Annotated in this window: 30 protein-coding genes, 1 tRNA gene and 1 pseudogene; 27 read left to right on the top strand and 5 right to left on the bottom strand. The window is 38.8% G+C overall.

Features of this window, described 5'->3' with window-relative positions:
* Both AAFQ93_RS07730 and AAFQ93_RS07725 read left to right on the top strand, forming a co-directional pair.
* Positions 1 to 216: a YozE family protein gene (locus AAFQ93_RS07730; protein WP_001232087.1), complete on the top strand. Its 216-nt coding sequence runs from the start codon at positions 1 to 3 to the stop codon at positions 214 to 216.
* A 210-nt stretch (positions 217 to 426) separates the two neighbouring features.
* A complete protein-coding gene (locus AAFQ93_RS07725; protein WP_049503680.1) occupies positions 427 to 1,413 on the top strand; it encodes a PhoH family protein in 987 nt (328 codons plus the stop codon).
* A gap of 58 nt (positions 1,414 to 1,471) precedes the next feature.
* Here the strand turns inward: AAFQ93_RS07725 and ald are convergent, their stop codons facing one another.
* On the bottom strand, positions 1,472 to 2,584 hold the full coding sequence (ald, locus tag AAFQ93_RS07720) for an alanine dehydrogenase (RefSeq protein WP_375555090.1): 1,113 nt from the start codon (positions 2,582 to 2,584) through the stop codon (positions 1,472 to 1,474).
* 168 nt (positions 2,585 to 2,752) lie between these two features.
* Here ald and AAFQ93_RS07715 point away from each other — a divergent pair, with 168 nt between their 5' ends.
* The 13 genes and pseudogenes from AAFQ93_RS07715 (at position 2,753) to AAFQ93_RS07655 (ending at position 14,530) form a co-directional block, all read left to right on the top strand.
* The gene (locus AAFQ93_RS07715) at positions 2,753 to 3,322 is read left to right on the top strand and encodes a GNAT family N-acetyltransferase (protein WP_375555089.1); all 570 of its coding nucleotides are present in this window, start codon (positions 2,753 to 2,755) and stop codon (positions 3,320 to 3,322) included.
* Positions 3,323 to 3,388: 66 nt separating this feature from the next.
* Positions 3,389 to 4,030, top strand: a pseudogene (locus tag AAFQ93_RS07710) (helix-hairpin-helix domain-containing protein).
* A complete protein-coding gene (locus AAFQ93_RS07705; protein ID WP_375555088.1) occupies positions 4,014 to 6,233 on the top strand; it encodes a ComEC/Rec2 family competence protein in 2,220 nt (739 codons plus the stop codon). The pseudogene AAFQ93_RS07710 and the gene AAFQ93_RS07705 overlap by 17 nt, the downstream one beginning before the upstream one ends.
* A 125-nt stretch (positions 6,234 to 6,358) precedes the next feature.
* Complete coding sequence (locus tag AAFQ93_RS07700) at positions 6,359 to 7,645, top strand: U32 family peptidase (RefSeq protein WP_000169115.1); 1,287 nt, start codon at positions 6,359 to 6,361, stop codon at positions 7,643 to 7,645.
* A 13-nt stretch (positions 7,646 to 7,658) separates the two neighbouring features.
* Positions 7,659 to 7,970 carry a CHY zinc finger protein gene (locus AAFQ93_RS07695; protein ID WP_223139856.1) on the top strand — a complete coding sequence of 104 codons (312 nt, stop codon included), beginning with the start codon at positions 7,659 to 7,661 and terminating at the stop codon, positions 7,968 to 7,970.
* 229 nt (positions 7,971 to 8,199) lie between these two features.
* On the top strand, positions 8,200 to 8,400 hold the full coding sequence (locus tag AAFQ93_RS07690) for a F0F1 ATP synthase subunit C (RefSeq protein ID WP_001054551.1): 201 nt from the start codon (positions 8,200 to 8,202) through the stop codon (positions 8,398 to 8,400).
* Positions 8,401 to 8,432: 32 nt separating this feature from the next.
* Positions 8,433 to 9,149, top strand: a complete 717-nt coding sequence (atpB, locus tag AAFQ93_RS07685) for a F0F1 ATP synthase subunit A (protein ID WP_060955849.1) — start codon at positions 8,433 to 8,435, stop codon at positions 9,147 to 9,149.
* Positions 9,150 to 9,167: 18 nt separating this feature from the next.
* Entirely contained in the window at positions 9,168 to 9,662 is a 495-nt protein-coding gene (atpF, locus tag AAFQ93_RS07680) for a F0F1 ATP synthase subunit B (RefSeq protein WP_223139855.1), read from the top strand.
* Positions 9,662 to 10,198 carry a F0F1 ATP synthase subunit delta gene (locus AAFQ93_RS07675; RefSeq protein ID WP_223139854.1) on the top strand — a complete coding sequence of 179 codons (537 nt, stop codon included), beginning with the start codon at positions 9,662 to 9,664 and terminating at the stop codon, positions 10,196 to 10,198. Before atpF ends, AAFQ93_RS07675 begins: the two co-directional genes overlap by 1 nt.
* 14 nt (positions 10,199 to 10,212) lie before the next feature.
* Positions 10,213 to 11,718: a F0F1 ATP synthase subunit alpha gene (gene atpA, locus AAFQ93_RS07670; RefSeq protein WP_049503616.1), complete on the top strand. Its 1,506-nt coding sequence runs from the start codon at positions 10,213 to 10,215 to the stop codon at positions 11,716 to 11,718.
* A 15-nt stretch (positions 11,719 to 11,733) separates the two neighbouring features.
* Positions 11,734 to 12,612 (top strand): F0F1 ATP synthase subunit gamma, encoded by an 879-nt coding sequence (locus AAFQ93_RS07665; RefSeq protein ID WP_049549330.1) that lies wholly within the window; start codon positions 11,734 to 11,736, stop codon positions 12,610 to 12,612.
* 81 nt (positions 12,613 to 12,693) lie between these two features.
* Entirely contained in the window at positions 12,694 to 14,100 is a 1,407-nt protein-coding gene (atpD, locus tag AAFQ93_RS07660; RefSeq protein WP_000094353.1) for a F0F1 ATP synthase subunit beta, read from the top strand.
* Positions 14,101 to 14,110: 10 nt separating this feature from the next.
* Positions 14,111 to 14,530: a F0F1 ATP synthase subunit epsilon gene (locus AAFQ93_RS07655; protein WP_049503620.1), complete on the top strand. Its 420-nt coding sequence runs from the start codon at positions 14,111 to 14,113 to the stop codon at positions 14,528 to 14,530.
* Positions 14,531 to 14,572: 42 nt separating this feature from the next.
* On the opposite strand, the gene AAFQ93_RS07650 is transcribed toward AAFQ93_RS07655, so the two are convergent.
* Positions 14,573 to 15,580, bottom strand: a complete 1,008-nt coding sequence (locus tag AAFQ93_RS07650) for a lactonase family protein (RefSeq protein WP_375555087.1) — start codon at positions 15,578 to 15,580, stop codon at positions 14,573 to 14,575.
* Positions 15,581 to 15,789: 209 nt separating this feature from the next.
* On the opposite strand from AAFQ93_RS07650, the gene AAFQ93_RS07645 reads away from it, so the two are divergent.
* From AAFQ93_RS07645 to AAFQ93_RS07625, 5 genes are all read left to right on the top strand, one after another.
* Positions 15,790 to 16,953: an AI-2E family transporter gene (locus tag AAFQ93_RS07645; protein ID WP_126419784.1), complete on the top strand. Its 1,164-nt coding sequence runs from the start codon at positions 15,790 to 15,792 to the stop codon at positions 16,951 to 16,953.
* On the top strand, positions 16,943 to 18,172 hold the full coding sequence (locus tag AAFQ93_RS07640) for a tetratricopeptide repeat protein (protein WP_375555086.1): 1,230 nt from the start codon (positions 16,943 to 16,945) through the stop codon (positions 18,170 to 18,172). Before AAFQ93_RS07645 ends, AAFQ93_RS07640 begins: the two co-directional genes overlap by 11 nt.
* Before the next feature lie 181 nt (positions 18,173 to 18,353).
* The gene (locus AAFQ93_RS07635) at positions 18,354 to 19,190 is read left to right on the top strand and encodes a DegV family protein (RefSeq protein WP_375555085.1); all 837 of its coding nucleotides are present in this window, start codon (positions 18,354 to 18,356) and stop codon (positions 19,188 to 19,190) included.
* A 106-nt stretch (positions 19,191 to 19,296) separates the two neighbouring features.
* Positions 19,297 to 19,572, top strand: a complete 276-nt coding sequence (locus AAFQ93_RS07630) for an HU family DNA-binding protein (RefSeq protein WP_001284633.1) — start codon at positions 19,297 to 19,299, stop codon at positions 19,570 to 19,572.
* 342 nt (positions 19,573 to 19,914) lie between these two features.
* Positions 19,915 to 20,235, top strand: a complete 321-nt coding sequence (locus tag AAFQ93_RS07625) for a heavy metal-binding domain-containing protein (protein WP_000587311.1) — start codon at positions 19,915 to 19,917, stop codon at positions 20,233 to 20,235.
* A 44-nt stretch (positions 20,236 to 20,279) separates the two neighbouring features.
* Here the strand turns inward: AAFQ93_RS07625 and AAFQ93_RS07620 are convergent, their stop codons facing one another.
* Together AAFQ93_RS07620 and AAFQ93_RS07615 are read right to left on the bottom strand one after the other, a co-directional pair.
* Positions 20,280 to 20,522, bottom strand: a complete 243-nt coding sequence (locus AAFQ93_RS07620) for a type B 50S ribosomal protein L31 (RefSeq protein WP_000710764.1) — start codon at positions 20,520 to 20,522, stop codon at positions 20,280 to 20,282.
* Positions 20,523 to 20,618: 96 nt separating this feature from the next.
* A complete protein-coding gene (locus AAFQ93_RS07615; protein ID WP_375555084.1) occupies positions 20,619 to 21,554 on the bottom strand; it encodes a bifunctional oligoribonuclease/PAP phosphatase NrnA in 936 nt (311 codons plus the stop codon).
* Between the two features lie 103 nt (positions 21,555 to 21,657).
* On the opposite strand from AAFQ93_RS07615, the gene AAFQ93_RS07610 reads away from it, so the two are divergent.
* The 6 genes from AAFQ93_RS07610 to AAFQ93_RS07585 all read left to right on the top strand — a co-directional run bounded on the left by AAFQ93_RS07610 (position 21,658) and on the right by AAFQ93_RS07585 (position 23,757).
* A complete protein-coding gene (locus AAFQ93_RS07610; RefSeq protein WP_001162134.1) occupies positions 21,658 to 22,101 on the top strand; it encodes a flavodoxin in 444 nt (147 codons plus the stop codon).
* Between the two features lie 115 nt (positions 22,102 to 22,216).
* Positions 22,217 to 22,483, top strand: a complete 267-nt coding sequence (locus tag AAFQ93_RS07605; protein WP_049503632.1) for a chorismate mutase — start codon at positions 22,217 to 22,219, stop codon at positions 22,481 to 22,483.
* Positions 22,480 to 22,854, top strand: a complete 375-nt coding sequence (gene crcB / locus AAFQ93_RS07600; RefSeq protein ID WP_375555083.1) for a fluoride efflux transporter CrcB — start codon at positions 22,480 to 22,482, stop codon at positions 22,852 to 22,854. The genes AAFQ93_RS07605 and crcB (AAFQ93_RS07600) overlap by 4 nt, the downstream gene beginning before the upstream one ends.
* Complete coding sequence (gene crcB / locus AAFQ93_RS07595) at positions 22,848 to 23,177, top strand: fluoride efflux transporter CrcB (RefSeq protein WP_375555082.1); 330 nt, start codon at positions 22,848 to 22,850, stop codon at positions 23,175 to 23,177. The genes crcB (AAFQ93_RS07600) and crcB (AAFQ93_RS07595) overlap by 7 nt, the downstream gene beginning before the upstream one ends.
* Positions 23,178 to 23,295: 118 nt before the next feature.
* On the top strand, positions 23,296 to 23,643 hold the full coding sequence (gene rplS, locus AAFQ93_RS07590; RefSeq protein WP_001068670.1) for a 50S ribosomal protein L19: 348 nt from the start codon (positions 23,296 to 23,298) through the stop codon (positions 23,641 to 23,643).
* 42 nt (positions 23,644 to 23,685) lie between these two features.
* Positions 23,686 to 23,757: transfer RNA gene (locus AAFQ93_RS07585), tRNA-Arg, on the top strand.
* A 259-nt stretch (positions 23,758 to 24,016) separates the two neighbouring features.
* Here AAFQ93_RS07585 and AAFQ93_RS07580 read toward each other — a convergent pair.
* The gene (locus AAFQ93_RS07580; RefSeq protein WP_049504144.1) at positions 24,017 to 24,319 is read right to left on the bottom strand and encodes a YciI family protein; all 303 of its coding nucleotides are present in this window, start codon (positions 24,317 to 24,319) and stop codon (positions 24,017 to 24,019) included.
* Positions 24,320 to 24,406: 87 nt separating this feature from the next.
* Between AAFQ93_RS07580 and AAFQ93_RS07575 the strand changes: the two genes are divergently transcribed.
* Positions 24,407 to 24,724: a helix-turn-helix domain-containing protein gene (locus AAFQ93_RS07575; RefSeq protein WP_080982707.1), complete on the top strand. Its 318-nt coding sequence runs from the start codon at positions 24,407 to 24,409 to the stop codon at positions 24,722 to 24,724.
* Positions 24,725 to 24,777: the final 53 nt, after the last annotated feature.

Raw genomic sequence — 24,777 nt, 5'->3', positions numbered from 1 at the left:
ATGAGAAAATCATTTTATACTTGGCTCATGACCGAGCGCAACCCTAAAAGCAATAGTCCCAAAGCAATTTTAGCGGATTTGGCTTTTGAAGAATCCGCCTTCCCAAAGCATACAGATGATTTTGATCAAGTGAGTCGTTTTTTAGAGGAACATGCTAGCTTTTCCTTTAATATGGGAGACTTCGATCGTATCTGGCAGGAATATTTAGAACATTAAGGCTACTAGATGAGGTTTGGGATAGTAATTTCTCAGCCTCTTTGCTATAATATAGTCATTCAGTTTATCTTTTATGAGGATTTTACTTATTTTGGCAAGTATCGTTTACCATTACGAATTGTCAAAGTGATAGGATTTTTGAAAGTTATTTCATACTTAAAAGAAAACAAAATGATAAAACGAAATAAGAGAATTAGAGAGGTTCTTTGTTTGAAGGAACATTCAATAGATATTCAACTGAGTCATCCAGATGACCTTTTTCACCTTTTTGGGTCCAATGAGCGCCACCTTAGATTGATGGAGGATGAGTTGGATGTCATCATCCATGCCCGTACAGAGATTGTTCAAGTTTTGGGAGAGGAGTCTGCTTGTGAGGAAGCACGGCAAGTTATCCAAGCCTTGATGGTCTTGGTTAATCGTGGAATGACTGTTGGAACTCCGGATGTGGTGACAGCCATTACCATGGTTAAGAATAATGAAATCGATAAGTTTGTCGCCCTCTATGAAGAAGAGATTATCAAGGATAATACAGGTAAGCCCATCCGTGTTAAAACTTTGGGTCAAAAGCTTTATGTGGATAGTGTCAAGCAACACGATGTGACCTTTGGGATTGGGCCAGCAGGAACAGGTAAGACCTTCTTAGCAGTGACTTTGGCCGTAACAGCCCTCAAGCGTGGCCAAGTCAAGCGAATCATACTGACACGTCCAGCAGTGGAAGCAGGAGAGAGCTTAGGATTTCTTCCAGGTGATCTCAAGGAAAAGGTCGATCCTTATCTTCGTCCAGTTTATGATGCCTTGTACCAGATTCTTGGGAAAGATCAAACAACCCGTCTTATGGAACGTGAAATTATTGAAATTGCTCCTCTGGCCTATATGCGTGGGCGTACCTTGGATGATGCCTTTGTCATTCTCGATGAGGCGCAAAATACGACCATCATGCAGATGAAGATGTTCTTGACCCGTCTTGGATTTAACTCGAAAATGATTGTCAATGGGGATATTAGCCAGATTGACCTACCTCGTAATGTCAAGTCAGGTTTGATTGATGCTCAAGAAAAACTCAAGAATATTCATCAAATTGACTTTGTTCATTTCTCAGCCAAGGATGTGGTTCGCCACCCAGTTGTAGCTCAAATTATCAGAGCCTATGAACCTCTACCTGTCAAAGCTGAAGAAAGTGAAGAAGAAACAGAATAAAGAAAAAGAGCAGTTGAAAAGCTGCTCTTATTTTTGTAGTTTAAATTTATAAATCATTTTAAACAAGTTCACTGATTGAAGTGAAGTCACGATCCAAGCCTTCTGCAACTGGCTGGCTAGTGAGGATACCTTGATAAGTTGTAACTCCTTCACGTAAACCAGCATCATCAGAAATAGCTTTCTTAAATCCTTTTCCTGCCAAGGCTTCGATATATGGAAGAGTAACATTTGTAAGGGCGATCGTAGATGTGCGAGCAACTGCTCCAGGAATGTTAGCAACGGCATAGTGAAGAACACCGTGTTTTTCATAGACAGGCTCATCATGGGTTGTCACACGGTCAGCTGTTGCAATAACACCACCTTGGTCTACAGCAACGTCTACGATGACAGAACCAGGACGCATTTGTTGTACCATTTCATCTGTCACCAATTTTGGAGCTTTGGCACCAGGAATCAAGACAGCACCGATAACAACGTCTGCTTCACGCACACTTGCTTCGATATTAAATGGGTTAGACATCAAAGTTTGGATTTGGTGACCAAAGACATCTTCTAGGACAGAGAGGCGTTTAGCACTGATATCAAGAATGGTTACTTGAGCTCCCAAACCAAGAGCGATGCGAGCTGCGTGTGTACCAACAACACCACCACCGATGATGGTTACTTTTCCTTTTGGAACACCAGGGACACCACCGAGTAGAACTCCTGAACCACCAGCTTGTTTCGTCAAGAAGTGGGCTCCGATTTGGACTGCCATACGACCAGCAACTTCACTCATTGGAACCAATAGAGGGAGTTGTCCTTGAGTATCACGGACTGTCTCATAAGCAACACCCGTTGTTTTAGCTGCAAGCATAGCATCAGCCAATTCTGGAGCAGCTGCCATGTGCAAGTAGGTGAAGAGAAGTAAATCGTCACGCAAGAATTGATATTCACTAGCAAGGGGTTCTTTTACTTTGACCACTAATTCTGCAGCCCAGGCTTCAGCAGCAGTTGCGACAATTTCAGCTCCTTGCTTTTCATAGTCAGCATCAGCAAAACCAGAACCAAGTCCAGCATTTGTTTCGATGAGGACTCGGTGGCCACGACCAACAAGACTCTGTACACCAGCAGGTGTCAAAGCAACACGATTTTCATTATTTTTAATTTCCTTTGGAATTCCAATTAACATAGGATAACTCACTTTCTATTAAGCTGTTTCAATTTATGTATCACATCATTCGTCAGAGTTTTTGTGATGACTTTATTGTATATGAAACCGTTTTAAATTGCAAGAAAAACTTGTAAACCTATTTCTTTTATGTTATTCTTTTAGCAACCTATTTTGGGAGGTGCAATCATGGAATCACTATTTATCAAACTAGCGAAGCATCAAATTATCGAAACAGAACGTTTAGTGCTTAGACCTGTAACACTTGATGATGCAGAAGCCATGTTTGAATATGCTTCAAACCAGGAAAATACGCGCTATACTTTTCCAACCAATCAAAGTTTAGAGGAAACCAAGAATAATATTGCCCAGTTTTATCTAGCAAATCCATTGGGCCGATGGGGAATTGAATTAAAAAATAGTGGAGAGTTTATCGGAACTATTGACCTGCACAAGATGGATACTGTTCTTAAGAAGGCAGCTATTGGTTACATTATCAATCAAAAACATTGGAACCAAGGATTGACGACAGAAGCCAATCGTGCCGTGATTGAACTAGCTTTTGAAAAGATTGGAATGAATAAGTTGACCGCTCTTCACGATAAAGATAATCCTGCGTCAGGAAAGGTCATGGAGAAATCAGGTATGCGCTTTTCTCACGAAGAACCTTATGCTAGAATAGATAAAAACGAACCTGGAAGAATCGTAACAGATGTCCATTATGTCTTAACCAAGGAAGATTTTTTTGCAAATAAGTAAGCAGTTGAAATGATTTTTCAGCTGTTTTTTTCTTTGCCTTACGAATAAGATAAGAGAGGAGAAAATATGGAAGAACTTATTGAGAAAATCAAAGAATATAAAATCATTGTTATCTGTGCTGGTTTGGGTTTGGTCTTGGGTGGATTTTTCCTGCTTAACCCAGCTAGGCAAACACCTGCTAAGGAAACAAAGGTGCAGACTGAAGTTGCAGCTGTTCCAAAGGATTCGACAGATGAAAAGGAAGATGGAAATCAGAAGGAAGAAGCTGTGGAGCAAGATCTAATTACTGTTGATGTCAAAGGGGCTGTCAAAAAACCAGGGATTTATGATTTGCCAGTTGGAAGTCGTATCAATGATGCTGTCCAAAAAGCGGGTGGACTGACAGATAATGCTGATAGTAAGTCTATCAATCTTGCTCAGAGAATTAGTGACGAAGCACTTGTCTATGTTCCGACTAAGGAAGAAGCTACTAGTCAAGAAATGCCATCAAGTACTTCTAACAGCAAGGAAAATAAGAAAGTCAATCTCAATAAAGCTAGTTTAGAGTAACTTAAACAAGTCAAAGGCTTAGGTGCGAAACGTGCGCAAGATATTATTGACCATCGTGAGTCCAACGGTAAATTTAAGTCAGTTGATGATCTCAAAAAGGTTTCTGGTATTGGTACAAAAACGATAGAAAAGTTAAAAGAGTATGTCACAGTGGATTAGTCGCTTTCCCATCCCCAAAATCTATCTCAGTTTTCTTTTGCTATGGCTCTACTATGCAATCTTTTCCGCAAGTGTATTAGCACTTTTGGGCTTTGTTTTTTTACTGGTCTGCCTCTTTTTCCAATTTCCATGGAAAACTGTGACCAAGGTCCTCTTGATTTGTGGACTTTTCGGGAGTTGGTTTGCATTTCAAAAATGGCAGCAAGAAGAAGCTAGTAAACATCTCGTTGACTCGGTTGATACGGTCCGAATCTTACCTGATACCATCAAGGTAAACGGGGATAGTCTTTCTTTTCGTGGAAAGGCTGACGGTAGACTCTTTCAGGTCTATTATAAACTTCAATCAGAAGCAGAAAAAGAAGACTTTCAACAACTAACGGATATTTATGAAATTACTTTAGAAGGGAAATTAGCTAGCCCTCAAGGAGCCAGTAATTTTGCTGGCTTTGACTATCGTAATTATCTAAAAAGTCAAGGGATTTACCAAACCTTGACTATTTCGAAAATTTCAGATAAGACAGCCACGAGCAGTTGGGATATTGGAGAAAATTTATCTAGTTTGCGAAGAAAAGCAGTTGTATGGATAAAAAGGAACTTTCCCGACCCCATGCGCAATTACATGACAGGTCTGTTATTAGGGCACTTGGACACAGACTTTGAGGAAATGAATGAACTCTATTCTAGCCTTGGAATTATTCACCTATTTGCTTTGTCAGGGATGCAGGTTGGTTTCTTCATGAATGCTTTTAAAAAATCAATCTTACGTTTGGGCTTGACTCAAGAGAAGTTCAAATGGCTTGCCTATCCCTTTTCTTTGTTCTATGCAGGCATGACAGGATTTTCAGCCTCTGTGATTAGAAGTCTTCTACAAAAAATCTTGGCCCAGCATGGTTTTAAGGGCTTGGATAACTTTGCTATAACAGTCCTCCTTTTGTTTATAGTCATGCCAAATTTTTTCCTTACAGCTGGAGGAGTTCTTTCCTGCGCCTATGCCTTTATCCTAACTATGACAAGTAAAGAAGGTCAAGGCATAAAAGCTATTGCCAGAGAGAGTTTCATTATTTCCTTGGGAATCTTGCCAATCTTATCATTCTATTTTTCAGAATTTCAACCGTGGTCTATCCTCTTGACTTTTGTTTTTTCATTCTTATTTGACATGGTTTTGTTACCACTCTTATCGATTCTCTTTTGTCTGTCATGCATCTATCCTATTACCCAGTTTAACTTTCTCTTTGAATGGTTAGAAAACATCATACGCTATATTTCTCAGCTATCTACGAGGCCTCTTGTTTTTGGTCAGCCGAGTCTTTGGGTTCTGGTATTTCTTTTAATTTCTTTGGCGCTGATTTATGATTATAGAAAGAATTTGAAAAAAATATCTATGCTTGGCATAGTTGCCATCTCGTTCTTTTTAATTACCAAACATCCACTGGAAAATGAAATCACAGTCCTAGACATGGAGCAGGGGCGAAGCATTTTCCTAAGAGACCTGACAGGCAAGACCATTCTACTGGATGTCGGAGAGAAGTCTGAAGTTGAAAAGAAAGAAGCCTGGCAGGAGAAAGTCACCACGAGCAATGCCAAACGTAGCTTAATCCCTTATCTAAAAAGTCGAGGAGTCGCAAAGATTGATCAGCTGGTTCTAACGACTAGTGATACCAAGCAGTTAGATCATGTGTTAGAAATCAGTAAAGCCTTCGAGCTTGGAGAGATTCTAGTAACTGAAGAAACTTTATCTAAGAGAGAATTTATGGATAAGCTGAAGGAAAGCAAAGTCAAGGTAGTTGCCATCAAAACTGGACAGCAGTTACCTATTTTTGGAAGTAGTTTGGAAGTAATCACAACTCAAAATAAGGATAAAAATGATTCAATTACAATGTATGGAAAGTTACTAAACCAAACCTTTCTAGTTACTGGAAATATAGAGGAGAAATTTTTAACGAGCTATTATCCAAGGCTGAAAGCAGATGTAGTGATAACTCATCAGCAAGCATCGAAGAAAAAGACAGATATCGAAAAATTCAAAAATGTACACCCTAAAATCACCGTTATTTCAATAGACAAGAAAAAATCATTTAAAGTTAAAAATGGGGAGAATAACCAAGAAGAGAAAGAACTTGAGAATTTAGTCTTAAAAACTGACAACAAGGGCGCCATTCGTTTCAAGGGATGGACTACTTGGAATGTTGAAACTGTTCAATAACGTTTTCAGAGAAAACTAAACATTAAAATTGTCTAAACAATCATTCAAGGCTTGATTTTGAACCCTGTTTACTATAAAATAGTTAAGATTGGTGTCAAACTTTTATATTGCAAATAGGAGAAAAAATGACAAAAACTTTGAAACGTCCTGAGGTTCTATCACCTGCAGGAACACTAGAAAAACTAAAAGTAGCTGTTCAATACGGAGCAGATGCTGTCTTTATCGGTGGTCAGGCCTATGGTCTACGTAGCCGTGCTGGTAACTTCACTTTCGAACAAATGGAAGAAGGAGTTCAGTTTGCGGCTAAGTATGGCGCTAAGGTATATGTGGCTGCTAATATGGTTATGCACGAAGGAAATGAAGAAGGTGCCGGAGAATGGTTCCGTAAGTTGCGTGATATTGGTATTGCAGCGGTTATCGTTTCTGACCCTGCCTTAATCATGATTGCAGCAACAGAAGCACCAGGACTTGAAATCCACCTTTCAACACAAGCTAGTGCGACCAACTATGAAACTCTTGAATTCTGGAAAGAACTTGGATTGACTCGTGTCGTTTTGGCGCGTGAGGTTTCTATGGAAGAATTGGCAGAAATTCGCAAACGTACAGACGTTGAGATTGAAGCTTTTGTACATGGAGCTATGTGTATCTCCTACTCTGGCCGTTGTACCCTTTCTAACCACATGAGTATGCGTGATGCCAACCGTGGTGGATGTTCACAATCTTGCCGTTGGAAATATGACCTTTATGATATGCCATTTGGTAAAGAACGTAAGAGCCTCAAGGGAGAAATTCCTGAAGAATTTTCAATGTCTGCGGTTGATATGTCTATGATCGACCATATTCCAGATATGATTGAAAATGGAGTGGACAGTTTGAAGATTGAAGGTCGTATGAAGTCTATTCATTACGTTTCAACAGTAACAAACTGCTACAAGGCTGCCGTTGATGCTTACCTTGAGAGCCCTGAAAAGTTTGAAGCAATCAAGCAAGACTTGATTGATGAAATGTGGAAGGTTGCCCAACGTGAATTGGCTACAGGTTTCTACTACGGAACACCATCCGAAAACGAACAACTATTCGGAGCACGCCGTAAGATTCCAGAATACAAGTTTGTTGCTGAAGTAGTAGCTTATGATGATGCAACACAAACAGCAACTATTCGCCAACGTAACGTTATCAACGAAGGAGACCAAGTTGAGTTTTATGGCCCAGGTTTCCGCCATTTTGAAACTTATATCGAAGACCTTCATGATGCCAAAGGTAACAAGATTGACCGTGCACCAAATCCAATGGAACTTTTAACCATCAAGGTTCCACAACCAGTACAAGCAGGTGATATGGTCCGTGCTTTGAAAGAAGGCTTGATTAATCTTTACAAAGAAGATGGAACAAGCGTTACTGTTCGTGCCTAGAGAAGGAAAGTCAATGGTTCAAGCTCATGGATTACTAGTAGATAATGAAAGCAGATGTGTTCATTACCATAGTGATAAAGATATCGTAGCGCTCCAGTGTTATGAGTGTCAGAAATACTATGCCTGTTATCAGTGTCACAATGCGCTAGAGGAGCACACATTTTCTCCCTATCCTTTAAGACTTAAACAGAATAAACCTATCTTATGTGGTTCCTGTAAGACGACCCTAACTTATGAGGAGTATAGAGAAAAGGGGAGCTGTCCTTATTGTGCAGCACTCTTTAATCCAGCTTGCCAGAGTCACCATTCTTATTATTTTAAATAAGAAACGATAAATCCAGGTTGTAAAACTTGGATTTTTCTTTTCAGAAAAATAGGAAAGATAAGGAAAATAACCTGAAACGACATTAAAATTTTCTATATGATAGTCTTGAAAATCGTAAAATTAGAAATAAATGATTTGAAACGCTTTCAATGCTAGTAAAGAGTTGACAAAAGCAAATTTTAGGACTAAACTAGGGAAGTAAATTTAATTTAAAAAAGGAGAATTCGTCATGAATTTAACATTTTTCGGTCTATGTCTTGCCTGTATGGGTGTATCTCTTGCAGAAGGATTTTTGATGAACGGTTTGTTCAAATCTGCAGCACGCCAACCAGATATCATCCCTCAATTGCGTAGTTTGATGATCATGGGGATTGCCTTTATCGAAGGAACATTCTTTGTAACCTTGGCGATGTCATTTGTCATTAAATAGACAACTCTATTTAGAAATGGAGGTGTCAAACCATGGAAGAAAGTTTGAATCCAACCGTTAATATTGGACCAATATCCTTTGATTTGACCCTGCTTGCCATGTCTCTTGTAACTGTTTTGATGGTTTTTGCCTTTGTCTACTGGGCAAGTCGTAAAATGACCATCCGTCCAAAGGGTAAACAAAATGCTCTTGAGATGATTTATGACTTTGTGATTGGTTTTACCAAACCAAACATTGGAGAATCATACATCAAGGATTATTCCTTGTTTCTGTTTTCTCTATTTCTGTTTATCTTAGTTGCCAATAATATCGGCTTAATGGCAAAAGTACAAACAACAAACGGTTATAACTTGTGGACTTCCCCAACAGCCAACCTTGGATACGATTTATCCCTCTCATTATTGATCACTTTGATCGCCCATGTAGAAGGAGTTCGTCGTAGAGGCGTTAAAGAATATTTGAGAGCATTTGTTACACCTGGCTTTATGACTCCGATGAACATTTTAGAAGAGTTCACCAATTTTGCTTCCTTGGCGATTCGGATCTACGGAAATATTTTTGCCGGTGAGGTCTTAGCTGGATTGCTATTAGCCTTGTCACAAAATGCTTTGTATTGGTATCCTTTTGCCTTTATCGCAAACATGTTATGGACAGCCTTTTCAATTTTCATTTCATGTATTCAGGCTTATGTATTTACCATGTTGTCATCTATGTACATTGGTAAAAAAATAAATGAAGGGGAAGAGTAAGTAGAGGAGGATTAGAAGATGGATTTAACTATTAGTACCATTATCGGTGACTTTATTCTTATCGCTGGTTCCTTCCTTTTATTAATCTTTTTAGTGAAGAAATATGCTTGGGGAAATCTTTCCAGCATCTTAGATGAACGTGCTGAAAAGATTTCTTCAGATATTGATGGTGCCGAGGAAGCCCGTAAAAAGGCTGAGGAACTAGCTAGCAAACGTGAAGCTGAGTTAGCAGGTAGCCGTACCGAAGCTAAAACGATTATCGAGAATGCTAAGGAGACAGCTGAAAAGAGCAAATCGGATATTCTGGCTGAAGCGAAGCTAGAAGCTGGTCGCTTGAAAGAAAAAGCTAACCAAGAAATTGCGCAAAACAAAGCTGAGGCTTTACAAAGCGTTAAAGGTGAGGTAGCAGATTTGACAGTTAGTCTAGCTGGAAAGATTATCTCACAAAACCTTGACGGTCATGCCCATAAAGAACTCATTGATCAGTATATCGATCAGCTAGGAGAAGCTTAATGGACAAAAAGACAGTAAAGGTAATTGAAAAATACAGCATGCCTTTTGTCCAATTGGTGATTGAAAAAGGAGAAGAAGATTCTATCTTCTCCGACTTGACCCAAATCAAGCAAGTCGCTGAAGAAACAGACTTGCCTTCTTTTTTGGCTCAGGTAGATGTTGATGAGTCTGACAAGGAAAAAACAGTCAGTTATTTCCAAGACTCTGCATCACCATTATTACAAAACTTCATTCAAGTTCTGTTGTACAATCATCGATCAAATCTTTTTTATGATGTGATTGTAGATTGTTTAAACCGTCTTGAGAAAGAAACGAATCGTTTTGAAGTAACGATTATGTCTGCTCATCCTCTAACCGATGAACAGAAAGAACGTCTACTTCCTATTATAGAGAAAAAGATGTCTTTAAAAGTGCGTAGCATTAAAGAAGAAATCGACGATAGTTTAATCGGTGGTTTTGTCATTATCGCCAATCACAAGACAATTGATGTTAGTATTAAACAACAACTTAAAGTTGTTAAGGAAAATTTGAAATAGAAAGTGGTGTTCTTTTGGCAATTAACGCACAAGAAATCAGCGCTTTGATTAAGCAACAAATTGAAAATTTCAAACCCAATTTTGATGTGACTGAAACTGGTGTTGTAACCTACATCGGGGACGGAATTGCGCGTGCTCATGGTCTTGAAAATGCCATGAGTGGAGAGTTGTTGATTTTTGAAAACGGCTCTTATGGTATGGCGCAGAACTTAGAATCAACAGATGTTGGTATTATCATCCTTGGAGACTTTACAGATATCCGCGAAGGCGACACTATTCGTCGTACAGGGAAAATCATGGAAGTTCCAGTTGGTGATAGCTTGATTGGACGTGTCGTGGATCCACTTGGTCGTCCAGTAGATGGGCTTGGTCCAATCGACACAAATAAAACTCGTCCAGTTGAAGCGCCAGCTCCTGGGGTTATGCAACGTAAATCAGTATCACAACCATTGCAAACTGGTTTGAAAGCTATTGATGCCCTTGTTCCAATCGGTCGTGGTCAACGTGAGTTGATTATCGGTGACCGTCAAACAGGGAAAACAACCATCGCTATTGATGCTATCTTGAACCAAAAAGGTCAAGATATGATTTGTATCTATGTAGCGATTGGTCAAAAAGAATCAACAGTTCGTACACAAGTAGAAACACTTCGCCAATACGGAGCCTTGGATTACACAATCGTTGTGACAGCGTCAGCTTCACAACCTTCTCCATTACTTTTCCTTGCACCTTATGCAGGGGTTGCTATGGCCGAAGAATTTATGTACCAAGGTAAGCATGTCTTGATCGTTTATGATGACTTATCTAAACAAGCGGTAGCTTATCGTGAACTTTCTCTCTTGCTCCGTCGTCCACCAGGTCGTGAAGCCTTCCCAGGGGATGTCTTCTACCTTCATAGCCGTCTACTTGAACGTTCAGCTAAAGTTTCGGATGAACTTGGTGGTGGATCTATTACAGCTCTTCCATTTATCGAGACACAAGCCGGAGATATCTCAGCCTATATCGCTACAAACGTAATCTCTATTACGGATGGACAAATCTTCCTAAGTGATAGTCTCTTTAATGCAGGTATCCGTCCAGCTATTGATGCGGGTTCTTCCGTATCTCGTGTTGGTGGTTCTGCTCAGATTAAGGCCATGAAGAAGGTTGCCGGTACTCTTCGTATCGATCTTGCTTCATACCGTGAGTTGGAAGCCTTCACTAAATTTGGTTCTGACTTGGATGCAGCTACTCAGGCTAAATTGAACCGTGGTCGTCGTACTGTAGAAGTATTGAAACAACCAGTTCACAAACCATTACCTGTTGAGAAACAAGTTACTATTCTCTATGCTTTGACCCATGGTTTCTTGGATACAATTCCTGTAGACGATATCGTTCGTTTCGAAGAAGAGTTCCATATGTTCTTTGATGCTCAACATCCTGAGATTTTAGAAACCATTCGTGAAACAAAAGACTTGCCAGATGAAGCAGTCTTGGATGCTGCGATTACTGAGTTTCTCAATCAATCAAGCTTCCAATAAGAATAGAGGTGTCAGATGGCAGTATCTCTAAATGATATTAAAACAAAAATCGCCTCAACAAAAAATACTAGTCAAATCACTAACGCGATGCAGATGGTTTCTGCAGCTAAGTTAGGTCGTTCTGAAGAAGCAGCTCGTAACTTCCAAGTTTATGCACAAAAAGTACGTAAGTTGGTTACAGATATTCTTCATGGAGATGGTGCTGGTGGATCAACAAACCCTATGTTGATTAGTCGCCCTGTCAAGAAAACAGGCTATATCGTCATTACATCTGACCGTGGTCTTGTTGGAGGATATAATTCTTCCATCTTGAAAGCAGTCATGGAAATTCAGCAAGAATACCATCCTTCAGGTGATGACTTTGAGGTCATCTGTATCGGTGGTATGGGAGCAGATTTCTTCAAATCACGCGGTATTCAACCAATCTATGAATTGCGTGGACTTGCGAGTCAACCAAGCTTTGATGAAGTTCGTAAGATTATCTCTAAAACGATTGAAATGTATCAAAATGAACTTTTTGATGAGCTCTACGTTTGCTACAACCACCACGTGAATACATTGACAAGTCAAATGCGTGTAGAACAGATGCTTCCAATCGTGGACTTGGATCCAAATGAAGCAGATGATAACTATAGCTTGACCTTTGATCTTGAAACAAGTCGTGAAGAAATCTTGGATCAATTGCTACCACAGTTTGCAGAAAGTATGATTTATGGTGCTATTATTGATGCCAAGACAGCTGAAAATGCTGCTGGTATGACAGCCATGCAAACAGCGACTGATAATGCCAAAAAGGTGATTAATGATTTGACAATCCAGTATAACCGTGCCAGACAGGCGGCGATTACACAAGAAATCACAGAAATCGTGGCAGGAGCTAGCGCTTTAGAATAAAGCCATCCTGCTCATATCAATGAACTTAGGACCTAGCAAAACTAGGAACCGACAGTATCTTATATAGAATAGGAGAAGGAGATGAGTTCAGGTAAAATTGCTCAGGTTATCGGACCCGTTGTAGACGTTTTGTTTGCAGCAGGTGAAAAACTACCTGAGATTAACAATGCACTTGTCGTCTACAAAAATGACGAAAAGAAAACAAAAATCGTCCTTGAAGTAGCCTTAGAGTTGGGAGATGGTATGATTCGTACCATCGCCATGGAATCAACAGATGGTTTAACTCGTGGAATGGAAGTGTTGGACACAGGTCGTCCAATCTCTGTACCAGTAGGTAAAGAAACCTTGGGACGTGTCTTCAATGTTTTGGGAGATACCATTGACTTGGAAGCTCCTTTTGGAGAAGACGCAGAGCGCCAGCCAATTCATAAAAAAGCACCTACTTTTGATGAGTTGTCTACCTCTTCAGAAATCCTCGAGACAGGGATTAAGGTTATCGACCTTCTTGCCCCTTATCTTAAAGGTGGTAAAGTCGGACTCTTCGGTGGTGCCGGAGTTGGTAAGACTGTCTTGATCCAAGAATTGATTCATAACATTGCCCAAGAACACGGTGGTATCTCAGTATTTACTGGTGTTGGAGAACGTACTCGTGAAGGAAACGACCTCTACTGGGAAATGAAAGAGTCAGGCGTTATCGAGAAAACAGCCATGGTATTTGGTCAGATGAATGAGCCACCAGGAGCACGTATGCGTGTTGCCCTTACTGGTTTGACAATCGCTGAATACTTCCGTGATGTAGAAGGCCAAGACGTTCTTCTCTTCATTGACAATATCTTCCGTTTCACACAAGCTGGTTCAGAAGTATCTGCCCTTTTGGGTCGTATGCCATCAGCCGTTGGTTACCAACCAACCCTCGCAACAGAAATGGGTCAATTGCAAGAACGTATCACTTCAACTAAGAAAGGTTCTGTAACCTCTATCCAGGCTATCTACGTGCCAGCGGATGACTATACTGACCCAGCGCCAGCAACAGCTTTCGCCCACTTGGATTCTACAACCAACTTGGAACGTAAATTGGTTCAATTAGGTATCTACCCAGCCGTTGATCCACTTGCTTCAAGCTCTCGTGCTTTGGCACCTGAAATAGTTGGAGAAGAGCACTACGCAGTTGCTGCTGAGGTTAAACGTGTTCTTCAACGTTACCATGAGTTGCAAGATATCATCGCCATCCTTGGTATGGATGAACTTTCTGATGAAGAAAAGACTTTGGTTGCTCGTGCCCGTCGTATTCAGTTCTTCCTTTCACAAAACTTCAACGTTGCGGAACAATTTACTGGTCAGCCAGGTTCTTATGTTCCTGTAGCGGAAACAGTTCGTGGATTTAAGGAAATTCTTGACGGAAAACATGATCATCTCCCAGAAGATGCCTTCCGTGGAGTAGGTTCAATCGAAGATGTTATCGCTAAGGCTGAAAAAATGGGATTTTAAGAGGTGATCTATGGCTCAGTTAACTGTCCAGATCGTGACACCAGATGGCCTCGTCTATGATCACCATGCCAGCTTTGTATCGGTTCGAACTCTGGATGGTGAGATGGGGATCTTGCCACGACATCAAAATATGATTGCGGTATTAGCAGTTGATGAAGTTAAAGTCAAACGTATTGATGATGATTCTCATGTCAACTGGATAGCAGTAAACGGAGGAATCATTGAGATTGCTAATGATGTCATTACCATTATTGCAGACTCAGCTGAGCGTGCTCGTGATATCGATATTAGCCGTGCAGAACGTGCCAAACTTCGTGCAGAACGTGAAATCGAAGAAGCGCAAGACAAACACTTGATTGACCAAGAGCGTCGTGCTAAGATTGCATTACAACGTGCTATTAACCGAATCAATGTCGGAAATAAATTATAAAAAAATGAACTTGATTTGAGAATCAAGTTCATTTTTTTATGTTTAAAATGTAACGCAAACCGCTTCGGGAACGTGGAAATCATTGGAAAGTTCTGCAAGACGACCAGTTTCAGGATTACGCTTAAAGACTGTTGCATTATCAGAATCCTGGTGAACAGCGATAAGAAATTCTTGATCTGGTGAGAGAATAAAGTCTCGAGGAGTTTTCCCGTTTGTAGGAACGAATTCCAACAATTCTAAACTACCATCAGCTAGAATAGTGTAAACTACAATAGAATCATGACCACGGTTTGATGCGTACAGGTATTTTCCATCTTGTGAGAGACGAATGGCAGCAGTTCCATTAAAGTCATTAAATCCTTCAGGAAGGGTAGAAATAACTTGCATTTTTTCAAATGCACCAACACCATCATAAATTAATACTTCAATTGTACTATTGAGTTCACAGATGAGATAAGCAATCTTGTAGTGGTTGTGAAAAACAAGGTGACGTGCCCCAGCACCAGGACTACAATTGTAGGTAGTTAGCTTATTTAGTTTTCCTTCTGGATTGACATCATAAGTAGTAACCTCATCAGTACCTAAGTCGCAAGTGACTAAATACTGATCTGGTGTTAAATCTGTAAAGTGTACATGTGGAGAAGCTTGATTTTCATGAGGACCATGACCGCTATGCTGAACTGTATCAGCCAATTCTAGACTACCATCTTCTTTACGTTTATAGACCAAAACTTGTCCCTTGTGATAGTTAGCACCATATACTAGGCCACGTTTCTCATCAACTGCAACATAACAGTGAGGAGCGCCTTCTGTCACAACATGGTTTAGCAAAGTACCATCAGTTTGATAGGCAGCAATTCCACCTTGTCCATCTTTGCTACCGACAGTGTAGAGGTGATTTTCTTGATCAAAGGCAAGATAGGTAGGACTTGGCTCAGCTGCAAATAGTTTCAGATTAGATAGTTGCCCAGTTTCTGTATCAAAATCAGCTTGATAAATCCCTTGGGATAAACGACGTGTGTAAGTTCCGAAATAAATTGTTTCAATCATAGCTATACCTCTAAATAAAGATGTTTCTATTATATCATAAATTAGGAGACCTGAAGAAAATAGTGAAAAAAGTATGAAACATCTAAGTATAAAATTAGTAAAATGCAAGGTCGCTTTGTTAAAGTTCTCAATCGTCACCTCAACACTTTAAAAACAGTTTATTCCCTATAAAAATGGTATAATGAAAGGACAAAGGAAAGGAAGTAGATATGGAACAAAAAGAGAAACATTTTAATTTATCTTGGTTTTTTAAATGGTTTTTAGATAATAAGGCTGTTACAGTTTTTTTGGTAGCCTTGTTACTAGGTCTGAATATTTTTATTTTAAGTAAGATTAGTTTTTTATTTATCCCTGTCGTTGATTTTTTATCAGTGGTTATGTTGCCTGTTATTTTATCAGGATTACTTTTTTATCTCTTAAATCCACTGGTGGATTTGATGGAGAAGTATAAGATAAATCGTGTCTTAGCCATTAGTATTATCTTTGTCATTATTGCCATACTCTTGATTATTGGTTTGGCCGTTGCGATTCCAAATCTTCAGCGTCAAGTAGTTATTTTTGCGCAAAATGTCCCTAGTTATCTGGAAGATGCTGACAGAGTTATTGATGATCTTGTAACTAAGCGGTTACCAGATGACTTTAGACCTCAACTAGAACAGGTTCTGGCTCAATTCTCAACACAAGCAACTGCTTGGGCAAGTAATATTTCATCAAAAGCTGTGAACTGGGTAAGTGCTCTTATTAGTGGAACGTCACAAGTCATTGTTGCTTTGATTATCATGCCCTTTATGCTCTTTTATCTCCTTAGAGATGGAAAAGGTTTGAGAGATCATATCACTCAATTCTTACCAAATAAATTGAGAGAACCAGTAGGTAAGGTTCTAACGGATGTGAACCAACAACTTTCTAACTATGTGAGAGGACAAATTACTGTTGCTGTTATCGTAGCAATTATGTTTATCATCTTCTTTAAGATTATTGGTTTGAGATATGCGGTGACTCTTGGAATTACTGCAGGGGTTTTAAATCTTATTCCTTATCTTGGAAGTTTCCTTGCCATGCTACCAGCTCTGGTCTTAGGTTTAATTGCTGGACCAGTTATGCTCTTGAAAGTTATTATCGTTTTTATTGTAGAGCAGACAATTGAAGGTCGTTTTGTATCTCCATTGATTTTAGGTAGTCAATTAAACATCCATCCAATCACGATTCTATTTGTTTTGTTGACGTCTGGTTCTATGTTTGGTGTTTGGGGAGTCCTACTAGGAATTCCTGTTTATGCTTCAGCAAAAGTTGTTATTTCAGCGATTTTTGAATGGTATAAAAAAGTTAGTGGTTTGTATGAGTTAGAAGAGGAGGTTGAAGGTGAGCAATAGTCAAGAAATGCTTGAAGCTCTGGATCAGCAAGATTTAACAAAAGCTGATTACTATTTTCAAAAAGCATTGGTAGAAGACTCTGATGATCTTCTTCTGGAACTGGCTTATTATCTAGAAAGTATTGGTTTTTATCCACAAGCTCGTCAAATCTATGAAAAACTAGCTCCAATATTTCCAGAAGTAAATCTCAATCTAGCTAGTATCGCAAGTGAAGACGGACAAATTGAAGAAGCATTTGCCTATCTAGAAGAAATTCAACCCAATAGCGATTCTTATGTATCTGCTCTTGTTTTAAAGGCTGATTTCTATCAAATGGAAGGATTGACGGATGTAGCTCGCGACAAGCTATTAGAAGCTCTTAATTACTCTGATGATCCTTTATTGATTTTTGGGATAGCAGAGTTAGATAGTGAACTTGGAAATGATTTAGAAGCGATTAAGGGCTATGCTCAACTGGATAATCGTGAAATATATGAGCAGACAGGGATTTCGACCTATCAACGAATTGGAACTGCCTATGCTCGACTTGGAAAGTTTGAATCAGCCATAGAGTTTTTAGAAAAAGCTTTAGAGTTAGATTATGAAGATCAGACTGCATTTGAATTAGCAAGTCTTTACTTTGATCAAGAGGAATATCACAAGGCAGTTTTATATTTTAAACAGCTGGATACTATTTCTCCAGATTTTGAAGGGTATGAGTATGGTTATAGTCAGGCTCTACATAAGGAACACCAGACTGAGCAAGCCTTACTGATAGCTCAACAAGGTTTGGAAAAAAATCCATTCGAAACACGTTTACTACTCCTTGCTTCACAATTATCTTACGAATTGCATCAACCCGAGCAGGCGGAAGCTTATCTTCTTCAAGCTCAAGAAGATGCGGAAGACCAAGAAGAAATCCTCTTGCGACTAGCAACCATGTATCAGGAGCAAGAACGGTATGAGGATATTCTAGCCTTAGAAGTATATGAGCCAGAAAATCTCTTGACTAAGTGGATGATTGCACGGAGTTACCAAGAAACTGAAGATTTGGATGTTGCCTATGAATCTTATCAGGCATTGGTTTCAGAACTCAAGGAAAATCCTGAGTTTTTAGAGCAATACATTCATCTATTACGCGAACTTGGAAGATTTGAAGAAGCAAAAGAACAGATCCAACACTATCTCAAGTTGGTTCCTGATGACATACAGATGCAAGATTTGTATGAACGTTTATGATGATACCAAAATAGTCGTCTTAGCAGGCGACTATTTTTATAAAATGAAAGATTTAAAAATCTATAAATTCAATCATAAAAATGAATAGATACAGTATGAATTTTTAGCATTTTTTTGATATAATTGTTATAGTTAAATTGAAAAACTCACTCAAAAAGTGAAACATAGAAAGATTTGAATTATGACACAAGTAAAAATCGTAACAGATTCTTCTGTTACCATTGAACCAGAAGTGGTCAAAGAATTAAATATTACCGTCGTTCCGCTCTCTGTAATGATTGATAGTGTTCTTTATTCGGATGCTGATCTTGAAGAAGGGGAATTTCTTCGCTTGATGAAAGAGAGTAAAAATCTGCCTAAAACAAGTCAACCTCCAGTTGGACTCTTTGCTGAGATTTTTGATGAGTTAAGTAAAGACGGTAGTCAAATTTTAGCCATTCATATGTCTCATGCCTTATCAGGAACTGTCGAAGCAGCTCGTCAGGGTGCAAGTTTGTCAACGGCAAATGTGACCGTATTGGATAGTTCCTTTACAGACCAAGCCTTAAAATTTCAAGTGGTTGAAGCAGCTAAGTTAGCTCAAGAAGGACAAGACATTGAGACAATTGTGGCTCATGTTGAAGAAGTGAAGAAGAACACAGAGCTCTATATTGGTGTTTCTACCTTGGAAAACCTTGTTAAAGGTGGTCGTATTGGCCGAGTGACAGGTCTTTTAAGCTCTCTATTAAATATTCGCGTAGTCATGCAGATGAAGGATGACGAATTACAACCAATCGTGAAAGGACGTGGAGCAAAAACCTTTAAGAAATGGTTGGATGAACTAGTTTCAAAACTGTCAGAGCGTTCTGTTTCTGAGATTGGTATTTCCTATTCTGGAACTAGGGACTGGGCAGAAGAGATGAAAGAAATCCTACAACCATTCGTTGAAAAACCAATCTCTGTACTTGAAACAGGTTCGATTATTCAGACACATACAGGTGAAAATGCTTGGGCTATTTTAGTCAGATATGAGTCCTAAAAAAATAAAGAAAATAGCAAGAAATAGCGTTTTTGACTTGACCTACAAGAGAATTTAGGATATGATTGTAATTGTTAATTAGAAAATATTTGGAGGAATTATTAACATGGCAAACAAACAAGATTTGATCGCTAAAGTAGCAGAAGCTACAGAATTGACAAAGAAAGACTCAGCAGCAGCAGTTGATGCTGTATTTGCAGCAGTAGCTGATTACCTTGCAGCTGGTGAAAAAGTTCAATTGATTGGTTTTGGTAATTTCGAAGTTCGTGAGCGTGCAGCACGTAAAGGTCGCAACCCACAAACTGGTAAAGAAATCACTATCGCAGCTTCAAAAGTTCCAGCATTCAAAGCTGGTAAAGCTCTTAAAGACGCTGTTAAATAATGAATTTAGAAAAAGCCTATTGTATCAAGCTTTCTAGCTTGGTCGATAGGCTTTTTTTGTAGTTTTGGGGCAAAAAGGGGGCAGGAGAGAACAGTCTCTTCTATACCAGTCATAGATTCTAAGATCTACTATTGGTAAGAATGGTGAAGCCGATAAGCCTATCTCAAGTTAGGCTTGCAAAGAAAAGATTTAGGCCACCATCCATACAATTGACACTAAATGGATAGCAAACAAGGATGGTGAGCAGAGTTTACTTTCAAGCACTGAGCCCCTTATAGTATTTCTTGACAGAGTTAGTGAAAGGGTTTACAATTATATAAAAGAAGTTAGGAGGAAAGGAAGATGATTATTTCAACTACGGGAATTGAAGGCAAGAAAATCCTAGCCTACAAAGGAATTGTCTTTGGTGAAGTAGTTGCTGGAGTTAATATGTTCAAAGATATGGCTGCTGGCTTCCGTAATGTTTTTGGAGGTCGAGCGAGTAGTTATGAAGGTGAATTGACTCAAGCAAGAGAAGAAGCTATAGCAGAAATGATGGAGCGTGCAAGTGAACGTGGAGCAAATGCTATTATAGGTATAAAAATGGACTATGAAACTTTAGGTGCTGAAAATGGTATGCTGATGGTCACTTGTAGTGGAACAGCAGTAGTCGTTGACTCCTGATTTGAAGAAACAAAAAAGAACAGCTAGAGCTGTTCTTTTTATGATTATTTGAGACCGTATTTTTTGTTGAAACGATCCACGCGTCCATCTGCTTGAGTGAACTTTTGACGTCCAGTGTAGAATGGGTGTGAGTCTGATGAAATTTCCACACGGATCAATGGGTAAGTTTCGCCTTCGAACTCAACAGTTTCGTTAGAGCGTTTTGTTGAACCGCTAAGGAATTGGTAACCAGTAGTTGTGTCCATGAAGACAACTGGGCGATATTCTGGATGGATATCTTTTTTCATTTTGCAATATTTCCTTTCTGCCATGGTCTCTTTGCGAGCCATAGATTGTTACCATACTAGTCTAACAGATTATGCTAAGTTTGGCAAGCTTTTTATCTATTTTTTCAGTAAGTTTTTTAATTTTTGGTAGATGACTTCATTTTCCTCTAGGCTATAGGAGTTAGCACCACTTGCAAGTGGGTGACCTCCACCATCATGTTCTTTTGCAACACCATTGATTGGAACGAATTTACTGCGAAGTCGAACGCGATAGTGGCCATCTGCTTGTTCCACAAAGATTCCCCAAAGGTTAACAGTATCAATACGACCTGGAGCACCAACAATGGCTGCTGTTTCTGCGTCTGTTACTTGATATGTTTTTAGAATTTCTTGAGTCAGAATGACACGCGCAACACCGTTTTCATCAACTTCTAAGTGATCATAGACAAAACCTTGAAGTTTAGCAATTTTAAAGCTCATGGTGTCCATTTTACGTGCTAATTCAGCATAGTCAAAGTTATGTTCTCTTAGTTTACTAGCAATTCGAAGGGTACGAGCAGAAGTAGACGGATAAAGGAAACGACCGGTATCGCCAATAATTCCAGCGCATAGCATTTTAGCTGCATAGTCAGATAATTCAAGATTAGTTGCTTCAGCAAAGAGAGCAATCATCTCACTGGCACTGCTTGAGTTGGTATCTACCCAAACAAGATCTCCGTATACTTCATCATTTGGATGGTGGTCAATTTTAATAATGGTTTCAGCATTGATATAACGTTTATCATCGATACGAGCAGTATTTGCTGTATCACAAATGATAGCAAGCGCTCCTTGATAATCTTTGTCTTCTACCTGATCCATCTTTGTAAGCCATGTTAGGGTCGGTTCATCATAACCGACTACCTTGATTGTTTTTTCTGGGAAATGATGTTCCAGAAGCGCTTTGAGTCCAACCTGACTTCCTAAGGCATCAGGATCGGGTTTCATGTGACGGTGAATGATGATGGTATCGGATGCTTTAATTTTTTCTAAAATTTGATGGCAAATTTCCATAAGTAACCTCAATTCTTTCTTATTTCATTGTAGCACAAGAGTTTTTATTTTTAAAATGAAAAAGATGTGATATAATGGAGGAAGATAAATTGAGGAGGACGATATGGCATTAGCAAAAATTGTATTTGCCAGTATGACCGGTAATACCGAAGAAATTGCAGATATTGTAGCAGATAAATTGCGTGAGTTGGGCTTAGAGGTAGATGTTGATGAGTGTACAACTGTTGACGCATCTGACTTTCTTGAAGCAGATATCGCAATCGTTGCAACCTACACTTATGGTGATGGAGAGTTACCAGATGAGATGATGGACTTCTACGAAGACCTAGCAGATCTTAATTTGAGTGGCAAGATATACGGTGTGGTAGGATCAGGCGATACTTTCTACGATGAGTTCTGTAAAGCTGTTGATGACTTTGATCGTGTATTTGTGGCAACAGGAGCTGAAAAGGGATCAGAGTGCGTCAAAGTGGATCTCTCTGCAGAAGAAGAAGATATCGAACGCTTGGAACAATTTGCAGAAGAATTGGCTGCTAAAGTAGGATAAGCATGAAGTTGCACTGATGAAAGTTGTCAGTGCAGTTTTTGTTAGTTGTTCCTAAAAATGTACCATTCCATCTAGAAGATTTTTGCTAAAATCATTCAAATAAAAAGGAGACTCTATGGATTTAGATATTATTAGACAAGAAATCGATCAGATTGATGATCAAATCGTGAAGCTCTTGGAAGAAAGAATGCATCTTGTGGAAGGCGTAGTTGCTTATAAAAAGGCTTCAGGGAAACCGATTTTGGACACCAAAAGAGAAGAGGCTATCTTTGAAAAAGTCAGAAGTCGTGTCAGCAATAAAAAATACGAAGAGTCAATTGTCGCGATTTTTTCAGACATTCTCAAACGTTCGCGCGATTATCAGGATAAAAACATCAAATGAAAAAAGAACAATTTTACCCACTAGGAATCTTTCTAGCTGCCATGCTAGGAGGCCTTGTCCGTTATTTGATTTCCAAATGGTTGCCAGCCAGTCCAGATTTTCCATGGGGGACACTAGTCGTCAACTATCTAGGAATTTTCTGTTTAGTCTATCTTGTCAAAGGTTATTTGGTTTATAAGGGGAGCAGTAAGGGTCTGATTTTAGCACTTGGTACTGGCTTTTGTGGCGGTTTAACGACTTTTTCTAGCCTCGTGTTAGATGCCGTAAAACTGCTGGATACAGGTTCTTATCCAAGTCTGATAATCTATCTAGTTCTGAGCATTGGTGGAGGGCTTTTATTGGCTTATTGTTTAGGGAGGAAGAAATGGTAATCATGTATTTAGCACTTGCTTGTGGCGTTGGAGCGCTTGTTCGTTATTTCCTTTCTACCCTCAATCAAGAGAGAGTTTTACCATTAGGAACACTTCTAGCAAATCTTTTAGGTTGTTTTTTAATTGGTTTATTTTACAATTATGTAGAAGATAAAGAGCTCTATGCTATCCTTGCTACAGGCTTCTGTGGAGGTCTAACCACTTTTTCAACCTTGAATGATGAACTCCAAAAACTCTTGGCTGATAAGAAGGTCTTTTACAGATATTTTCTCTTGACCTACTTAGGTGGTTTGCTTGTTATTTTTTTAGGAATTTTACTGTAAATTTCTTTACTTTTTTTAAGAAATTTGGTAAACTATATCTTGTGTGTAATGGACGCACAAAAATACAGTTTATCCGCTGAGGAAGCTTCCTCAAGATTGACAAAGATAGGAGAATAAAATGAATCCATTAATCCAAAGCTTGACTGAAGGTCAACTTCGTACTGATATCCCATCATTCCGTCCTGGTGACACTGTTCGTGTACACGCGAAAGTTGTCGAAGGTAACCGTGAACGTGTTCAGATCTTTGAAGGTGTTGTTATTGCACGTAAAGGTGCTGGCATCTCAGAAAACTATACAGTTCGTAAAATCTCTAACGGTGTAGGTGTTGAACGTATCTTCCCAATCCACACTCCGCGTGTTGAAAAGATCGAAGTTGTTCGTTACGGTAAAGTACGTCGTGCGAAATTGTACTACTTGCGTGCTCTTCAAGGTAAAGCAGCTCGTATCAAAGAAATCCGTCGTTAATTCGACCAAAAAACTCTGCTCATTCGGCAGAGTTTTTCTCTAGCTCCCTTAGTTCAATGGATATAACAACTCCCTCCTAAGGAGTAGTTGCAGGTTCGATCCCTGCAGGGGGCATTTTTAGTAATGTAAAGAAAGACAAAGAAAATTCAAAATGTTTAATTGAAGGCAATTATCACCAGTTCATTTTTAAAAATAATTTAGTATTTTTAATTTTTTTGACCAAATCATGACCAAATTTTGACCAAAAATTATATTTTGTCAATGGCTAGAGAATAAAATGGATCATGAAAATGTCTTTGATTTATAGTAGTGTTAAAAAAGGACTTCCTTTATTGGAATGTCCTTATTTTTATTATGAAATTGACAAATGAGGTTAAGGTTCAGATGGATTGTTCAGGACGGTTTTCAATTCAGGACAATATTTACTTACCTCAAATTCAATAATCTCATATTGAGCAATCTCATTTTGATAGAATGGATCGTGTGTAATGATTTCTTGAACGGCTTCTTTATTTTTAGCTCTCATGAGAATGATACCGCCGGTTCTTGGATTTTTTCTTCCAGATGCGATAAAAAGACCTTTTGTATAATACTGATTTAAAAAATCTATGTGTTTTTCTAAGTGTTTTTCAACTTCATCAAGGGACTTTATATAGGTAAGATTTACAATAAACATAAGTTACTCCTTTAAAATAAATGATAAAAAGATTATAATACTTTATAAACAAGTTGTATAGTAGGCACATTTTTGTAAGGAGAAAAAATGTTAACAAATAAAAATTGGAACTGCAGTATGTCTCAAGTCTTAGATGTAGTTGGTGGGAAATGGAGGATGAATATATTATGGGTTATAAACAAGCATAAGAAAATTCGTTTCAATCAATTGAGAAGAGAAGTTGAAGGGATTACAACTATCAGTTTGACACGTGGATTAGATGTTTTAATAGAGAACCAATTGGTTGAGAAATATGATTATGAGTCTCTGCCTCTTCATACAGAATATGAGTTGACAGAAAAAGGTAAATCACTGATGCCGATTTTAAAGGACTTGAATCAATGGGGAAAAGAATGGTTGCATTAAATTTTCTTCTTCTTTTTATCACTTTCATCTTGCCACTTAGGTTCTCATTTTGA

Source organism: Streptococcus nidrosiense, from assembly GCF_042140045.1.
Classification (GTDB): domain Bacteria; phylum Bacillota; class Bacilli; order Lactobacillales; family Streptococcaceae; genus Streptococcus; species Streptococcus nidrosiense.
Note: the sequence above shows the minus strand (reverse complement) of the source record. Positions and strands in the feature narration are given on the sequence as shown.

Coding starts and splice junctions, on each gene's coding strand:
- AAFQ93_RS07730 (WP_001232087.1), top strand. CDS start 1: ATGAGAAAATCATTTTATACTTGGCTCATGACCGAGCGCAACCCTAAA.
- ald (WP_375555090.1), bottom strand. CDS start 2,584: ATGTTAATTGGAATTCCAAAGGAAATTAAAAATAATGAAAATCGTGTT.
- AAFQ93_RS07715 (WP_375555089.1), top strand. CDS start 2,753: ATGGAATCACTATTTATCAAACTAGCGAAGCATCAAATTATCGAAACA.
- AAFQ93_RS07705 (WP_375555088.1), top strand. CDS start 4,014: ATGTCACAGTGGATTAGTCGCTTTCCCATCCCCAAAATCTATCTCAGT.
- AAFQ93_RS07700 (WP_000169115.1), top strand. CDS start 6,359: ATGACAAAAACTTTGAAACGTCCTGAGGTTCTATCACCTGCAGGAACA.
- AAFQ93_RS07695 (WP_223139856.1), top strand. CDS start 7,659: ATGGTTCAAGCTCATGGATTACTAGTAGATAATGAAAGCAGATGTGTT.
- AAFQ93_RS07690 (WP_001054551.1), top strand. CDS start 8,200: ATGAATTTAACATTTTTCGGTCTATGTCTTGCCTGTATGGGTGTATCT.
- atpB (WP_060955849.1), top strand. CDS start 8,433: ATGGAAGAAAGTTTGAATCCAACCGTTAATATTGGACCAATATCCTTT.
- atpF (WP_223139855.1), top strand. CDS start 9,168: ATGGATTTAACTATTAGTACCATTATCGGTGACTTTATTCTTATCGCT.
- AAFQ93_RS07675 (WP_223139854.1), top strand. CDS start 9,662: ATGGACAAAAAGACAGTAAAGGTAATTGAAAAATACAGCATGCCTTTT.
- AAFQ93_RS07665 (WP_049549330.1), top strand. CDS start 11,734: ATGGCAGTATCTCTAAATGATATTAAAACAAAAATCGCCTCAACAAAA.
- atpD (WP_000094353.1), top strand. CDS start 12,694: ATGAGTTCAGGTAAAATTGCTCAGGTTATCGGACCCGTTGTAGACGTT.
- AAFQ93_RS07655 (WP_049503620.1), top strand. CDS start 14,111: ATGGCTCAGTTAACTGTCCAGATCGTGACACCAGATGGCCTCGTCTAT.
- AAFQ93_RS07650 (WP_375555087.1), bottom strand. CDS start 15,580: ATGATTGAAACAATTTATTTCGGAACTTACACACGTCGTTTATCCCAA.
- AAFQ93_RS07645 (WP_126419784.1), top strand. CDS start 15,790: ATGGAACAAAAAGAGAAACATTTTAATTTATCTTGGTTTTTTAAATGG.
- AAFQ93_RS07635 (WP_375555085.1), top strand. CDS start 18,354: ATGACACAAGTAAAAATCGTAACAGATTCTTCTGTTACCATTGAACCA.
- AAFQ93_RS07630 (WP_001284633.1), top strand. CDS start 19,297: ATGGCAAACAAACAAGATTTGATCGCTAAAGTAGCAGAAGCTACAGAA.
- AAFQ93_RS07625 (WP_000587311.1), top strand. CDS start 19,915: ATGATTATTTCAACTACGGGAATTGAAGGCAAGAAAATCCTAGCCTAC.
- AAFQ93_RS07620 (WP_000710764.1), bottom strand. CDS start 20,522: ATGAAAAAAGATATCCATCCAGAATATCGCCCAGTTGTCTTCATGGAC.
- AAFQ93_RS07615 (WP_375555084.1), bottom strand. CDS start 21,554: ATGGAAATTTGCCATCAAATTTTAGAAAAAATTAAAGCATCCGATACC.
- AAFQ93_RS07610 (WP_001162134.1), top strand. CDS start 21,658: ATGGCATTAGCAAAAATTGTATTTGCCAGTATGACCGGTAATACCGAA.
- AAFQ93_RS07605 (WP_049503632.1), top strand. CDS start 22,217: ATGGATTTAGATATTATTAGACAAGAAATCGATCAGATTGATGATCAA.
- crcB (WP_375555083.1), top strand. CDS start 22,480: ATGAAAAAAGAACAATTTTACCCACTAGGAATCTTTCTAGCTGCCATG.
- crcB (WP_375555082.1), top strand. CDS start 22,848: ATGGTAATCATGTATTTAGCACTTGCTTGTGGCGTTGGAGCGCTTGTT.
- rplS (WP_001068670.1), top strand. CDS start 23,296: ATGAATCCATTAATCCAAAGCTTGACTGAAGGTCAACTTCGTACTGAT.
- AAFQ93_RS07580 (WP_049504144.1), bottom strand. CDS start 24,319: ATGTTTATTGTAAATCTTACCTATATAAAGTCCCTTGATGAAGTTGAA.
- AAFQ93_RS07575 (WP_080982707.1), top strand. CDS start 24,407: ATGTTAACAAATAAAAATTGGAACTGCAGTATGTCTCAAGTCTTAGAT.